This window comes from Vibrio sp. 2CM40D (assembly GCF_023161825.1).
Taxonomy (GTDB): Bacteria; Pseudomonadota; Gammaproteobacteria; order Enterobacterales; family Vibrionaceae; genus Vibrio; species Vibrio alginolyticus.
Genome location: NZ_JALNTL010000005.1, coordinates 162,135 through 175,374 on the forward strand (window position 1 = coordinate 162,135; position 13,240 = coordinate 175,374).

Here is a 13,240-nt window from a genome sequence, read left to right on the forward strand (position 1 = left end):
AATCTAATGCCTGAGTTGCCAGAAGTTGAAGTGAGCCGTATGGGGATTAGTCCCCACATGGTTGGACAAACGATCCAGTCGTTTACTTTTCGAACGCCTAAATTGCGCTGGGATATTCCTACAGAGCTTAAAAAATTGGAAGGGCAGGTGATCCGTGCGATTAGCCGTCGTGCGAAATACTTACTGATCGAGACAAACACAGGTACAGCCATTGTTCACTTGGGCATGTCTGGGTCTTTACGTGTCCTAGATGCCGACTTTCCGCCAGCAAAGCACGATCATGTGGATCTCAAACTAAGCAGTGGAAAAATACTGCGTTATAACGATCCGCGTCGTTTTGGGGCATGGCTGTGGTGTGCTCCTGGCGAGTCACATGCTGTGCTAGCAAACATGGGGCCTGAGCCTTTAACTGAAGAGTTCAATGCGGAATATGTAGCGGAGAAAGCTAAAAATAAGCGTGTCGCCGTCAAGCAGTTCATCATGGACAACAAAGTCGTGGTTGGTGTTGGGAACATCTACGCGAATGAGTCGTTGTTTAAATCTCGAATTCACCCTTCAAGGCCCGCAGGTAAGTTGACTTCTCAAGAGTGGAGGTTACTTGTTGAAAATATCAAAATGACACTTGAGATTGCCATTACGCAAGGTGGGACTACTCTGAAAGATTTTGCGCAAGCCGATGGAAAGCCGGGTTACTTTGCACAAGAGTTATTGGTTTACGGAAAACCCGGAGAGCCATGCCCAGAGTGTGGCGAACGACTTCAAGAGCTAAAGATTGGCCAACGTAATACCTTCTTTTGTAGTGAGTGTCAGAAGTAAGTCGAGCTATTATCGAGCTTAAGTTGTTGTAATCTTGCGTTCGAGCCTCAATAATTCAATCAGTTTCGAATAACTTAGTAAATTATATGAAAGTCATTTATCCGGGCACTTTTGATCCAGTGACTAATGGTCACCTCAATCTAATAGAACGTACTCACGAAATGTTTGATGAGGTTGTGATTGGCGTAGCCGCAAGCCCATCGAAGAACACTATGTTTTCATTGGAAGAGCGCGTTGCACTGATGCAGGACGTTGTAGCGCATTTACCTGGTGTGACGGTAAAGGGGTTCTCCGGGTTATTAGTGGATTTCGCGAGAGATGAGAAAGCTAAGGTTCTTATTCGTGGTTTACGAACAACGGTAGACTTTGAATACGAGTTTGGACTGACCAACATGTACCGAAAGCTATTACCAGGAATCGAGAGCGTATTTTTAACTCCTGAAGAAGAGTTTGCGTTTTTGTCGTCGACTATCGTGAGAGAAGTAGCGATTCATGGCGGAAGTATCGAACAATTCGTTCCCAAGCCAGTAGCCATCGCGATTGGGGAAAAACTGAATGAAAGACAGTAAGTTCCCTTATTATTTCTCAAACGCTCTCTCGATACTTATCCCTCGCTTTGTATATCGAGCACAAGCCAAGCGTTTACTTTCGAATCTGACCGAAGCAGAGCAGCACCGCTGTCTTGAGCGAGTGAACTATTACAATAAGTGTGAAACGCCGTTTTCAGTCGATAGCCGAGAACAAAATTACTCGACCATCGATACATTCAAAAAAACGAAAGGCTGGACGTATTTTTTCGATCTTCGCCAAGTTGTACGCTATTTCCCTTCCAGTTTTGCGTTTAACTACATCAACGGCGATGTTACACACATCCCCAATGTACCGAGCTTTATAAAAAGCCGCCCTATTTTTGGTAACAACCAAAATTCAGTGGTGTTGAAACTTAATCAAGTTCGTCATTTTAAATTTATTGATGATCCTGTTCGCTATCAAGATAAAAAGGACATGGTAGCGTGGCGCGGCGTGGGTTTTCAGCCGCATCGTAAAAAGGTGATTCATGCGTTTTACAACCATCCGCAATGCAATATTGGCCAGACCCGCCCGGTAGAAGGGGAACCATGGGAAAAGGGCTTTATGAGTATTGAAGAGCAACTGCAGTATAAGTTTTTGCTCTGTATAGAAGGCAATGATGTGGCCACCAACCTTAAGTGGGCTATGTCGTCTAACTCCTTGGTTATTATGTCAAAGCCAAAATATGAGACTTGGTTTATGGAAGGTAAGTTAGAGGCAGGCGTCCACTATGTTGAAGTGAAGGATGACTATTCGGATTTGCCCGAAAAGATGGATTATTACCTAGCGAATGAGCAAGAAGCATTAGCGATCATTGAAAATGCGCACCAGTGGGTTGAGCAGTTCAAAGATAAACCTAAAGAGCGTTTGATCTCATTGATGGTTGCCGATAAGTACTTCGCTTTATCTCAGCAACAATAAAAAAGGGGCGAAACGCCCCTTTTTATAATCTTAAGCTTCTAGAAATTGATCAACACCATTCTCACAGCGTTTAAGCTTGTTTTTAATGGTGTTTTCTAAAATCTCGTCATTTTGTCCGAGTGACGCACGAGAGTTTTCTACGTGGTACAAGTGGTAGCCTACACCTGCGAATTTTAGGTAAAGACGTGACTTACCCGCATTCAACATGCGATGAACAAACTCGCTGTCTTCGCGTCCCCATCCAACAAAATCTTGGTTGAAGCCATTCACCTCGATGACATCTTGTCGCCAAAACGCCATGTTGCAGCCGCGAGTGGCTTTATCGTTATTACGCTCGTAAGAGAACCATTTCGATAGCAAGGCGTTGGTGATGCAGTTTTTACGATTGCGAATGCCTTTGCTGAAAATGGAAGGCACTAAGCCGTTTTCCATGATGGCCTTGCTGCAGCTTTCATCCGTTAACACACGTCCACCCTGCACAAACCAATTTGGTTTTGCGACTTGCTTATGTGATTCAATAAACGTTTGGGACAGCACCATGTCGCCATCAATCATGATGAGGTAGTCACCTGATGCTTTGGCGATCGCACGGTTGCGGCTCATTGAAAGCTGAAAGCCATTATCCTCGTGCCAACTATGAATCAGTGGAACCGGAAAACCTTCACGCATTTGGTCAACCATTGCTTTGGTGTCTTCTCGAGAGCCATCATCTGCAACAATTACTTCGTCAGGCAAAACGGTTTGACGTTTCACGCTTTCTAACACCGCTTTTAATGCTTCTTTCCAGTTGTAAGTGGTGATAATTAAAGTCGTTTTCATGATTTTTTTGCCTGTTCACGTAAGTAGAGATCGATATATTTTACAAAAGTAGAGTGCATGCTTAGCCAAGCTAGAATGAAGCCATGTTTGCCATCAAGGAAACCTCGTTTGAGAACATACATCTTCAAAAAGCTCGCAAGAGCGTGAACGATAGCGGTCGTTAACCCCGCTTTCTTTTTTCCTTCCCGTTCATCTGTCCAGGCCTTGAGGTATCCAGTGGTTTTATTGATGTAATGATGAAGGTGCTCGTAAGTGTAGTGATGCAGTCGACCATCCAGTTTTTCAGTTTGATAGTTTTTCTCATCAACTTTTTCATGAACGAGCGAATCATTATATTGTGTATATTCGGTGCGATATAAGCGCACAATCCAGTCTGGAGACCAACCAGAATGGTAGATGAACTTACCAAACGCTGAGCTTAGTCGATTAAGTTTGTATAAAACGTTCGGCTTATTGGCTGATACCGCGTGTAAGATACTTTCTTTTAGCTCTGGAGTGACTTGTTCGTCCGCATCAAGCCACAAAACGTAGTCTGCTGTAACGTATTGCTGCGCCAGTTGGCGCTGTTTACCGAATCCTGGCCAATCTAGGTTGGTGTAAAACTTATCTGTGTATTGTCGGGCGATTTCTTCAGTGCGATCAGTGCTGCCCGAGTCTAGAAGGACAATCTCATCGACCCAATCTTTTACTGTGTCTAGACAAGCTTGTAAGTGCTTCTCTTCATTTTTTACAATTAAGGCAACGGCTAAGGTTGGTTTGGACAAGGTCATTTCCTTCTTAACAAATCAAGACAGTAAGTTTACTGGTATTGAGGATACAAATCTTCTAAGACTTGATCGAACATGCTCATTACTTGAGTGTTGGTAATGCGGTTCATTGCCGTTTCATCTTTAGCGCGAGTTCGCCAGCTTAACTCGTGACTGTTTTTGCCTGTTTCCGCAAAGATTGTTTCTTCATACACTGAGACAACGTATTTTAGATAACGGTAAGGTCCCACTCGCAGCGGATTATGGTGTGCATAGAGCCCGATGATTGGCGTTTTCATGGCATTCGCCATGTGTGCTGGTCCGGTATCGGGGGCGATGACCATTTCAACCTTATCTATTAACGCAAGCATTTGCAGAATTGAACTTTGTCCAACTAAATTTAGACACGGTTCTTCCAAGCGAGATTGAATGGCTTCTGCCAGATCCAATTCTACCTGAGCAGGGCTACCTGCCAGAATCACGTTCCAGCCTTTTGTTCTGGCGTGATGAATCACATCCACATAACCTTCCGCGTTCCAGTTTTTATAAGCTTTGCTCGCACCAGGCACAATCAGCAGGTTAGGTTTACTACGAGAAATATGAGACTCTGCCCAAGCTTGGTCGTGGTCTGAATAAGAAAGTACCCAGTCTAGTCCTGCCTTTGGTACCCCAATTTGATGGGCAAAGGCCATTAAGCCATCTGCGACATGCAGAGATTGCGGGGAAGGCACTTTGACATTGGTAAATAGTGTTTGAAAGTCCTGGCTTCTATCAAAAGAGAAACCAAGTTTGTATTTTGCTTTAATGCCCAACGTTGCGACACTCGCTCGAATCGCGTACTGCATATGCAATAGCGCATCAAACTCTCTGCCTTTCAGCTGTCGCCAAAGTGATTTGTAGCCATCAAGTCCCGCTTTTTTATCAAAAACAATCACTTCTACACCATCGATGGCGGCTAATAACTGGGCTTCAAGTTTACCCGTTATCCAAGTAATCTGGGTCGAAGGCCAGTGTTTCTGAATAGCTTGAATGGTGGCGATAGTATTGCAAACGTCTCCGATAGCGGACAAACGCAAGACGCATAGTGACGATGGGGCAGAAGTGAACATAATTATTGTCTGATTCGATGAATAGAGGCAGGTAAATTATGCAGACATCCCCAATAAATGTAAAATACACGGCTCGAATATAGCTAAGTACCGATAAGTGTTCTGCAATGTCAAAGACAACACCACATCAATCGCAAGAATCTGGCAAGCCGGGTAACACCGGGCTAAAGCGCATCGTTAAAGCGACGGGTTATTCGATCCAAGGATTAAAAGCGGCTTTTAAGTATGAAGCTGCCATTCGACAAGAGTTGGCTCTGTTGAGTATCGCCGTGATTTTGGCTTGGCTCGTGGATGTCGGCATGGTTGAGCGTATCTTAATGATCGGGGTCGTGGTGTTAGTCTTGATTGTAGAGCTTGTAAACTCAGCGATTGAGGCGGTAGTGGATCGTATCGGTATTGAACGGCATGAACTCAGTGGCCGAGCTAAAGATATAGGCTCTGCTGCCGTTATGGTTGCTTTGGCGTTTGCTGCATTTACTTGGTTGTATATATTAGCCAGCCGGTATTTAGGCTAGAGGGTGAGCGTATGATTCAACAGTATAAAAACAACAACCAAGTGATCTGGTTTGATGACGAGATCATTACAGACCCTAGCCAACCGATATTTGATGCGGAATACTGGCAGTCCTCCGACAAGGTGGTTGGCAGTGCGACGGGGCGAGGCACGACATGGTTTATCCAACTAGAGAACATGCAAGCGGCACTACGTCATTACCGTCGTGGCGGTTTGTTTGGGAAGTTAGTTAAGGATCATTATTGGTTCTCTGGCTGGGATAACACCCGTTGTGCGCAAGAGTTTCAGCTTTTGTTGGCGCTAATTGAGGCTGGGGTGCACGTTCCTCGTCCTATTGCAGCAAGAGCCGTAAAGTCAGGACTCTTCTATCAAGCTGATTTATTAAGTGAGCGAATCCCAAACGCCAGAGATCTGGTTAGTATCTTGCAAGAACAGTCTTTATCGGTAGAAATGTATCAGAAAATAGGGCAAGAAATTGCCAAGATGCATCAGGTTGGCGTTAACCATACCGATTTGAATATCCACAATATCTTGATCGACCACAAAGATAAGGTATGGATTATCGATTTTGATAAGTGTCGTTTTGAAACTTCTGGTGACTGGAAGCATCAAAATCTAAATAGACTTCTGCGTTCATTTAATAAAGAGCGTTTAAAGCGACAGATTATTTGGCAAGAATCCGATTTTGAACATTTTCAGGACGGTTATGCTTCTCAATCTTAATTGAGTTTTTTATCATTTTATATTGATTGCTCTAAGTAAGCCTTCTTGAGTCTAACGATGCTCGAGTGAGTCTATAAACTACAATAATCATAAAGTATTCATGTGTATCTGATGGCACAAAAATTAACGTAGGTAACATTTGTAATGAAAATATTAGTAACCGGTGGAGCAGGCTTCATTGGGTCAGCTGTTGTCCGACATATCATTCGTGACACCCAAGATACCGTTATCAATTTAGATAAACTGACCTACGCAGGGAATCTAGAATCACTGGTTGATGTCTCAGAGAGTGAACGTTACTATTTTGAGCAAGTAGATATCTGTGACCGAGCTGAACTAGATCGCGTGTTTTCAGAGCATCAACCCGATAGGGTGATGCATTTGGCCGCCGAGTCTCATGTCGATCGCTCTATTGATGGTCCTGCTGCTTTTATTGAGACTAACGTGATGGGCACTTACCATTTGCTTGAAGCGGCTCGTCAATATTGGTCGGGCTTAGATGAAGCGCGCCAATCGGCATTCCGTTTTCATCATATTTCTACGGATGAAGTGTATGGCGATCTAGAGGGTACGGATGATTTGTTCACCGAAACCACCTCATACGCGCCGAGCAGCCCATATTCTGCATCTAAAGCTTCGAGCGATCACCTGGTTCGCGCTTGGCAACGCACTTATGGTTTACCAACACTTATCACGAATTGCTCCAACAACTATGGCCCGTACCACTTCCCAGAGAAGTTGATCCCTCTGATGATTTTAAATGCCCTCGATGGCAAGCCGTTGCCTGTGTATGGCGATGGTATGCAAATCCGAGATTGGCTGTTTGTGGAAGATCATGCTCGCGCTCTTTACAAAGTGGTCAACGAAGGTGAAGTCGGTGAAACCTACAACATCGGTGGTCATAACGAAAAAGCTAACATCGAAGTAGTGAAAACCATTTGTGCATTACTTGAAGAGTTGCGACCAGACAAACCTGCTGGGATAGAGTCTTATGAATCTTTGATCACTTATGTCAAAGATCGCCCTGGTCATGATGTGCGTTACGCAATTGATGCCACCAAGATTGCTCAAGAGCTTAACTGGACGCCAGAAGAAACGTTTGAAAGCGGTATTCGCAAAACCGTGGAATGGTACCTCAATAATCCGCAATGGTGGCAACGCGTGCTTGATGGTTCATACAGTTTAGAGCGATTAGGAGCGGGCGAATAATGAAAGGCATTATTTTAGCAGGTGGCTCGGGCACTCGCCTTTACCCTATTACACGCGGTGTCTCTAAGCAGTTACTGCCGGTTTATGACAAACCAATGATTTACTACCCGTTGTCGGTACTCATGCTAGCTGGTATTCGTGAAATCTTGATCATCACCACGCCAGAAGACCAGGAAGGATTTCAGCGCCTATTGGGTGATGGCTCAGAGTTTGGCATTGAGTTGCAATACGCGATTCAACCAAGCCCAGACGGCTTAGCTCAAGCGTTCATCATTGGCGAAGAATTCATTGGCGATGATTCAGTATGTTTAGTGCTGGGTGACAACATCTTTTATGGACAAGGGTTCACTCCGAAGTTAAAGAAAGCGGTTGAGACGGCAGAGAGTGGCAATGGGGCTACGGTGTTTGGCTACCAAGTGAAAGACCCTGAGCGCTTTGGTGTGGTTGAGTTTGACGCCGACAGAAAAGCTATCTCTATTGAAGAAAAACCAGCTAAGCCAAAGAGCCACTATGCTGTGACGGGGCTGTATTTCTTTGACAACCAAGTCGTGAGTAGAGCTAAGCAAGTCGAACCATCAGAGCGAGGTGAGCTGGAAATTACCACATTAAATCAAATGTACCTAACAGCAAACGAGCTCAATGTTGAAATGTTAGGGCGTGGTTTTGCCTGGTTAGACACAGGTACTTACGAAAGCTTGCTCGAAGCTGCTCAATTTGTTTCGACGATAGAGAAACGACAAGGTTATAAGATTGCATGTTTGGAAGAAATTGCCTTTAACAATGGTTGGATTAGCAAACAGAAGTTAATGGCGGCAGCTGATGCCCTTAAGAAGAACAATTATGGTATCTACCTATCAAGCATTGTGAGCGAAGATGACAATTAAACTTAACAGCCCATTAGCCCCAGACTTAACTAAGCTTTCTAACTATTTATCTCAAGTAAATGAGAGTGGTTGGTATACTAACTTTGGGCCATTGCATGAAAAGCTTACTAGACGACTTGAAACGTTTTTGGGTGTTAAAAACTTATTGTTAGTTTCTAATGGTACGCTGGCACTTCAGGTGGCATGTAAAGTTTTAGGAATTGAATCCGCGATCTCTACACCATTTAGCTTTGTTGCAACTTCATCAGCGTTGATGTGGCAAGGTATTGATGTGAGCTATTGCGATATCGATTCAAAATCTTATAACTTATCTCCAGATGCTTTGAAAGCAGCTCTTGAAGCAAATTCTCAAGTAGATGGTGTTGTTGCAACACATGTATATGGAAATCCTTGTGAAGTTGAGAGTTTCAAAGAAATTGCAGAGCAATATAAGGTCAAAGTTCTATACGACGCTGCTCATGCATTTGGAGTTAAGGTTGGTCAGGAGTCTCTCTTAAACTTTGGCGATGCTAGTACATTGAGTTTTCATGCCACTAAGATATTCCATACAGTCGAAGGTGGTGCAATTGTATTCAAGCGGCATGAAGATTATTTACGTGCGAAAGAGTTCATTAACTTTGGTCTTCAAGCGAATGGACAATTAGGCGAGCCAGGTATTAATGCAAAGTTGAATGAGTACCAATGCGCAGTAGGATTAACACTACTTGATCAGATTGAAGAGGTAATTGAGCATCGATCCAACCTGTTTAGTTTGTACCGGACGCTTTTAGAACCTTATGTTGAATTACCTCTTTGGCTACCCGAAGCGTCGTATAACGGTGCTTACATGCCAATTTTCGTTAGAGATAAAGACAAGCAGGAAAGACTACTTGATGCTTTGTCTGAGCATGATATTGAACATCGACGATATTTTACACCATCTTTAGATGTTGCTTACCCTGATAATCTGAGCTTTGGATGCCCTATAAGTCAGCAGATATCAAAAGGAATTATTTGTCTACCGCTACATGCCAGTATGTCTTCAAATGATGTTGAAGCAGTATGTAAAGTTATAGAATTGATATTAAATTAACCATGTGAGAGTTCTTATAGTATGAAAATTGCTATTATGCAGCCTTATTTTTTACCATATATTGGCTACTGGCAGCTCTTGGCTTCTGTAGATAAATTTATTGTTTATGATGATATTCAGTACACCAAGAAAGGGTGGATAAATCGTAATCGTTACTTAAGTGCTTCAGGGAAAGTAGAGACTTTTACCATTCCTATTAAGAAAGACTCTGATTACCTTGATGTTAGAGAGCGTTTTATATCTCCAACATTCTTGAAAGAAAGAACTAAACTATTAAATAAGATTAGAGAGTCTTATCGAAAGTCACCAAATTTTGATGAAGGATATCAGATTTTTAGTGATATTTTGTTGGATGAAGAAGATAATCTATTTCTTTTCATTCTAAACTCTATAGAAAAAATAAAATCTTATTTAGATATTGATACTGAAATTATAATTTCATCGAGTCTGAATAATAAAAATCTTAAAGGACAAGATAGAGTTATAGATACTTGTGTTAAATTAGCTGGTGACACTTATATCAATCCTCCTGGAGGGCGGGATTTATACAGTGAATCGAACTTTCGATCTCAAGGCTTAACTCTAGAATTCCTAAATGTATCATTAAAACCATATACACATACTCAGACAAGTGATTTTGAGCCAGGACTTTCAATACTTGATATGATTTTTAATGTACCTAAGACCCAGTTGATGGATTATTTAATATGAAAAGATTTGCAATTCATTCTGTGCCAAGATCCGGTTCATCTTGGTTAGGTGAGATTATTAATAGCTCTCCTGATGTTAACTATCTATATCAGCCGCTTTTTTCCTACGAGTTTAAATCATTTCTAGATGAAAATTCTAAAAAAGATGATATCGATGCATTTTTTAATAACATTGCACAAACCAACTCTTCTTTTATTCGTCAAGATGCTGAACGAAAGGAAGGTCGTAAGCCTATATTCGAAAAGAACAATCATTTGGGTACTATCGTATATAAGGAAGTTAGATACCATCATATTATAGAGAATATGATCAAAAAGTGCCCTGATGTAAAGGTTTTAGGCTTGGTTAGAGACCCGAGAGCTGTAATTAGCAGTTGGTATAATGCAAAGCGAGAATTTAGATCCGATTTAGGCTGGCTTTTGGAAGAAGAGTTGATCTATGCAGGCAAGAAAAACTTAGAGAAAAAAGAAGAATATTTTGGTCTGTCTAAGTGGGTGGAGACTACAAAGTTATTTGAAAAACTTTCTCAGCTGTATCCAGATAACTTTAAACTCGTGCACTATAGTGCGCTACTAGAAGACCCTCTAGAACAAGTTGAAGATATATTCGATTTTCTAGGGCTAGAGCTTACCTCACAAACTAAGTCATTTCTTATATCAAAAAAGAAGGTTGATACTACCTACTCTGTATTCAAAAACAAGGATAAAGACATAAGCTGGCAAAATAGCCTTGATGCAGACATTGTAAGTCGTATAGAGGATTTTGTTAAAGAGAGTAAGTTGGAACACTACTTGTAGGTCGGTAATAATATGTCTGTTAAAGTTTCAATTCTTTGTGTTTGTTATAATCACTCTAAATATATTGAAAAAACAATTAATAGCTTTCTCAACCAGTTCTGTGATTTCGAATTTGAAGTTATTGTTTATGATGATCTCTCTACGGACAATAGTAGAGAAATTATTGATGAGATATGTGAAAAGCATTCGAACATAGTTCGAATGTATACTGATGAAAATCTTTACTCTAAAGGCATCCGAACTCTAGCATTGTCACACTTATCACCAAAGGCTAAAGGAGAGTACTTAGCTTTTTGCGAAGGTGATGACTATTGGATAGATAATACAAAGCTACAGAAACAATTTGATGCTTTAGAGGGGAACCCAAATATAGACCTTTGCTTTCACCCAGCATACTCAGAGGACCCAGAAGGCAATAGAGAGCTAGTCTCAAATCATTTTGAGGGAACCCATTACGTTTCTACTGATGAAGTTATACTAGGAGATGGTGATTACTGCCCAACAGCATCTTTATTTATCCGTAAGTCTGCTTTATCCCTAGCTTCATCAAGCACTATTAAATTAATGCCATGTGGGGACTATTTTATGCAGATTATGTCTTCTGTAAAGGGAGGCGGAGTCTACTTACCTGAACCAATGTCTGTATATAGAATTAATCAAAAAGATTCTTTTTCAACAAGGATATCCTCGTCCTCACACGAAAATCAGAGAGACTTTTTGTTAGCAATGGCCAATAGTTTGGAGTCACTAAAACAAGACTTGGATGGAGTGAACTTAAAGTCATTTAACAATCGAATAAGAAAATATAAACAGAGAGCGCGAAAATCTCAAAGGAAGGCGATAAAGGAGAGGATCAGAAATCTAATATTCTCTAACCCTTCCCAATAAAATAGGTGAGCGATATGTTTATGGCTCACCTATTTATTTAGTTTATTTTTACACAGCCCCACTCTGGGAAGTGCTTACATACATAAGCATTGAGCTCTTTCTCTGCTTCTGAGTAAACACGAGCTGGTTCTTCAGTATGGTTTAATTGTATCGATGACACCATACCCGCGCCGACAGTCACGTTACTAATGCGGTCAATAATGATAAAAGCGCCAGTTTGAGGTAGCTGCTGATAAACATCCATTGCAACTTTATCGGTAAGCTTTATTGAGGCGAGTGCAATCTCGTTTAACTCAAGGCGCGTATTTTTATGATCATGCTGCTTAAGTGTATTGACATCAACCTTATGCTCAATTTGAGAAACCTTACCTGTACAGGTTTTAGTCGCAAATTTGAATAGGTATTCTTTATGCGTTTGCATCGGAGATTCATCCATCCAAACGATATGAGCTTGGTAAGCGTCTACAACCTCCGGAATGTTGTTGGAATGGACAAGCATATCGCCGCGTGACACATCGATCTCATCTTCAAGCGTTAGGGTGATCGCTTGACCCGGCATTGCTTCTTTTAGCTCACCATCGAAGGTAAAGATAGATTTGATGCGAGAAACTTTGTTCGATGGAAGAGCAGTAACCTCATCACCAACCTGTACAATGCCTGAAGCAAGGGTGCCACAAAAACCACGGAAGTTTAGGTTTGGGCGATTGACATATTGCACTGGGAAGCGCATGACTTCAGTGTTGATGTCTTGGTTAATCTTAACCGTTTCAAGCAGCTTCATTAATGTAGCGCCAGGGTACCAATCCATGTTCTCACTTGGAGTGACAACATTGTCGCCTTTTAGAGCAGAGATTGGCACAAAGCGGATATCCTTAATGTTGAAGTTCTTTGCCATATCTCGGTAATCGGCTTTGATTTTCTGATACACCTCTTGGCTGTAGTCCATCAGATCCATTTTGTTAACGGCAACGATAACGTGCTTAATTCCAAGTAGACTGCAGATATAGCTATGACGACGTGTTTGCGTCTGGATACCGTGGCGAGCATCAACCATTACAATCGCAAGATCACAGGTAGAAGCACCCGTAACCATATTACGAGTGTACTGTTCATGTCCTGGAGTGTCGGCGATGATGAATTTACGCTTGTCGGTTGAGAAGTAGCGGTAGGCAACATCAATCGTGATGCCTTGTTCACGCTCGGACTGTAGACCGTCGACTAGTAGCGCTAAGTCGAACGCTTCATCTGTCGTATTGAACTTTTGAGAATCTTTTTCGATCGCGGCCATTTGATCTTCATAAATCAGCTTGCTGTCGTATAGCAGGCGACCAATCAGTGTAGATTTGCCGTCATCAACGTTACCACAAGTTAAGAAACGAAGTAGGTCTTTGTTTTCATGTACGTTTAGGTACGCTTCAATGTCTTTAGCGATAAGCTCAGAGCTATGAGACATAATGACTT

The 13,240-nt window shown here is 41.9% G+C and carries 15 protein-coding genes; 11 read left to right on the plus strand and 4 right to left on the minus strand.

Going from position 1 to position 13,240, the window contains the following annotated elements; translation table 11 throughout:
• Nucleotides 1–6 precede the first annotated feature (6 nt).
• The 3 genes from mutM (at nucleotide 7) to MTF70_RS13105 (ending at nucleotide 2,307) form a co-directional block, all read left to right on the plus strand.
• Nucleotides 7–816, plus strand: a complete 810-nt coding sequence (gene mutM / locus MTF70_RS13095; RefSeq protein WP_042522608.1) for a bifunctional DNA-formamidopyrimidine glycosylase/DNA-(apurinic or apyrimidinic site) lyase — start codon at nucleotides 7–9, stop codon at nucleotides 814–816.
• Nucleotides 817–902: 86 nt separating this feature from the next.
• A complete protein-coding gene (coaD, locus tag MTF70_RS13100; protein WP_005379411.1) occupies nucleotides 903–1,385 on the plus strand; it encodes a pantetheine-phosphate adenylyltransferase in 483 nt (160 codons plus the stop codon).
• Nucleotides 1,372–2,307 carry a glycosyl transferase family 90 gene (locus MTF70_RS13105; RefSeq protein ID WP_005379412.1) on the plus strand — a complete coding sequence of 312 codons (936 nt, stop codon included), beginning with the start codon at nucleotides 1,372–1,374 and terminating at the stop codon, nucleotides 2,305–2,307. The genes coaD and MTF70_RS13105 overlap by 14 nt, the downstream gene beginning before the upstream one ends.
• 30 nt (nucleotides 2,308–2,337) lie before the next feature.
• Here MTF70_RS13105 and MTF70_RS13110 read toward each other — a convergent pair whose 3' ends face one another.
• From MTF70_RS13110 to MTF70_RS13120, 3 genes are read right to left on the minus strand one after another with little or no spacing between them, the layout of a single operon-like run.
• Nucleotides 2,338–3,126, minus strand: coding sequence for a glycosyltransferase family 2 protein (locus tag MTF70_RS13110; protein WP_005379421.1), 789 nt, complete (start codon nucleotides 3,124–3,126; stop codon nucleotides 2,338–2,340).
• Nucleotides 3,123–3,890: a glycosyltransferase family 2 protein gene (locus MTF70_RS13115; RefSeq protein WP_005395793.1), complete on the minus strand. Its 768-nt coding sequence runs from the start codon at nucleotides 3,888–3,890 to the stop codon at nucleotides 3,123–3,125. Before MTF70_RS13115 ends, MTF70_RS13110 begins: the two co-directional genes overlap by 4 nt.
• 35 nt (nucleotides 3,891–3,925) lie before the next feature.
• Nucleotides 3,926–4,981, minus strand: coding sequence for a glycosyltransferase family 9 protein (locus MTF70_RS13120; RefSeq protein WP_205461471.1), 1,056 nt, complete (start codon nucleotides 4,979–4,981; stop codon nucleotides 3,926–3,928).
• 107 nt (nucleotides 4,982–5,088) lie between these two features.
• On the opposite strand from MTF70_RS13120, the gene MTF70_RS13125 reads away from it, so the two are divergent.
• The 8 genes from MTF70_RS13125 (at nucleotide 5,089) to MTF70_RS13160 (ending at nucleotide 11,779) form a co-directional block, all read left to right on the plus strand.
• On the plus strand, nucleotides 5,089–5,496 hold the full coding sequence (locus tag MTF70_RS13125; protein WP_005379424.1) for a diacylglycerol kinase: 408 nt from the start codon (nucleotides 5,089–5,091) through the stop codon (nucleotides 5,494–5,496).
• An 11-nt stretch (nucleotides 5,497–5,507) separates the two neighbouring features.
• The gene (locus MTF70_RS13130; protein WP_064353533.1) at nucleotides 5,508–6,218 is read left to right on the plus strand and encodes a 3-deoxy-D-manno-octulosonic acid kinase; all 711 of its coding nucleotides are present in this window, start codon (nucleotides 5,508–5,510) and stop codon (nucleotides 6,216–6,218) included.
• A 144-nt stretch (nucleotides 6,219–6,362) separates the two neighbouring features.
• A complete protein-coding gene (rfbB, locus tag MTF70_RS13135; protein WP_205461469.1) occupies nucleotides 6,363–7,427 on the plus strand; it encodes a dTDP-glucose 4,6-dehydratase in 1,065 nt (354 codons plus the stop codon).
• Nucleotides 7,427–8,311: a glucose-1-phosphate thymidylyltransferase RfbA gene (gene rfbA / locus MTF70_RS13140; RefSeq protein WP_054576842.1), complete on the plus strand. Its 885-nt coding sequence runs from the start codon at nucleotides 7,427–7,429 to the stop codon at nucleotides 8,309–8,311. Before rfbB ends, rfbA begins: the two co-directional genes overlap by 1 nt.
• On the plus strand, nucleotides 8,301–9,383 hold the full coding sequence (locus MTF70_RS13145) for a DegT/DnrJ/EryC1/StrS family aminotransferase (protein WP_170893629.1): 1,083 nt from the start codon (nucleotides 8,301–8,303) through the stop codon (nucleotides 9,381–9,383). The genes rfbA and MTF70_RS13145 overlap by 11 nt, the downstream gene beginning before the upstream one ends.
• A gap of 21 nt (nucleotides 9,384–9,404) precedes the next feature.
• Nucleotides 9,405–10,094 carry a WbqC family protein gene (locus MTF70_RS13150; RefSeq protein ID WP_170893630.1) on the plus strand — a complete coding sequence of 230 codons (690 nt, stop codon included), beginning with the start codon at nucleotides 9,405–9,407 and terminating at the stop codon, nucleotides 10,092–10,094.
• A complete protein-coding gene (locus MTF70_RS13155; RefSeq protein ID WP_170893631.1) occupies nucleotides 10,091–10,891 on the plus strand; it encodes a sulfotransferase in 801 nt (266 codons plus the stop codon). The genes MTF70_RS13150 and MTF70_RS13155 overlap by 4 nt, the downstream gene beginning before the upstream one ends.
• A gap of 12 nt (nucleotides 10,892–10,903) precedes the next feature.
• Nucleotides 10,904–11,779 (plus strand): glycosyltransferase family A protein, encoded by an 876-nt coding sequence (locus MTF70_RS13160; RefSeq protein ID WP_170893632.1) that lies wholly within the window; start codon nucleotides 10,904–10,906, stop codon nucleotides 11,777–11,779.
• A gap of 37 nt (nucleotides 11,780–11,816) precedes the next feature.
• On the opposite strand, the gene cysN is transcribed toward MTF70_RS13160, so the two are convergent.
• Nucleotides 11,817–13,232, minus strand: coding sequence for a sulfate adenylyltransferase subunit CysN (gene cysN, locus MTF70_RS13165; protein WP_205461467.1), 1,416 nt, complete (start codon nucleotides 13,230–13,232; stop codon nucleotides 11,817–11,819).
• Nucleotides 13,233–13,240 lie beyond the last annotated feature (8 nt).

Excerpts from the sequence above, each read along its gene's own strand:
- mutM (WP_042522608.1), top strand. The coding sequence starts at position 7 with ATGCCTGAGTTGCCAGAAGTTGAAGTGAGCCGTATGGGGATTAGTCCC.
- coaD (WP_005379411.1), top strand. The coding sequence starts at position 903 with ATGAAAGTCATTTATCCGGGCACTTTTGATCCAGTGACTAATGGTCAC.
- MTF70_RS13105 (WP_005379412.1), top strand. The coding sequence starts at position 1,372 with ATGAAAGACAGTAAGTTCCCTTATTATTTCTCAAACGCTCTCTCGATA.
- MTF70_RS13110 (WP_005379421.1), bottom strand. The coding sequence starts at position 3,126 with ATGAAAACGACTTTAATTATCACCACTTACAACTGGAAAGAAGCATTA.
- MTF70_RS13120 (WP_205461471.1), bottom strand. The coding sequence starts at position 4,981 with ATGTTCACTTCTGCCCCATCGTCACTATGCGTCTTGCGTTTGTCCGCT.
- MTF70_RS13125 (WP_005379424.1), top strand. The coding sequence starts at position 5,089 with ATGTCAAAGACAACACCACATCAATCGCAAGAATCTGGCAAGCCGGGT.
- MTF70_RS13130 (WP_064353533.1), top strand. The coding sequence starts at position 5,508 with ATGATTCAACAGTATAAAAACAACAACCAAGTGATCTGGTTTGATGAC.
- rfbB (WP_205461469.1), top strand. The coding sequence starts at position 6,363 with ATGAAAATATTAGTAACCGGTGGAGCAGGCTTCATTGGGTCAGCTGTT.
- rfbA (WP_054576842.1), top strand. The coding sequence starts at position 7,427 with ATGAAAGGCATTATTTTAGCAGGTGGCTCGGGCACTCGCCTTTACCCT.
- MTF70_RS13145 (WP_170893629.1), top strand. The coding sequence starts at position 8,301 with ATGACAATTAAACTTAACAGCCCATTAGCCCCAGACTTAACTAAGCTT.
- MTF70_RS13150 (WP_170893630.1), top strand. The coding sequence starts at position 9,405 with ATGAAAATTGCTATTATGCAGCCTTATTTTTTACCATATATTGGCTAC.
- MTF70_RS13155 (WP_170893631.1), top strand. The coding sequence starts at position 10,091 with ATGAAAAGATTTGCAATTCATTCTGTGCCAAGATCCGGTTCATCTTGG.
- MTF70_RS13160 (WP_170893632.1), top strand. The coding sequence starts at position 10,904 with ATGTCTGTTAAAGTTTCAATTCTTTGTGTTTGTTATAATCACTCTAAA.
- cysN (WP_205461467.1), bottom strand. The coding sequence starts at position 13,232 with ATGTCTCATAGCTCTGAGCTTATCGCTAAAGACATTGAAGCGTACCTA.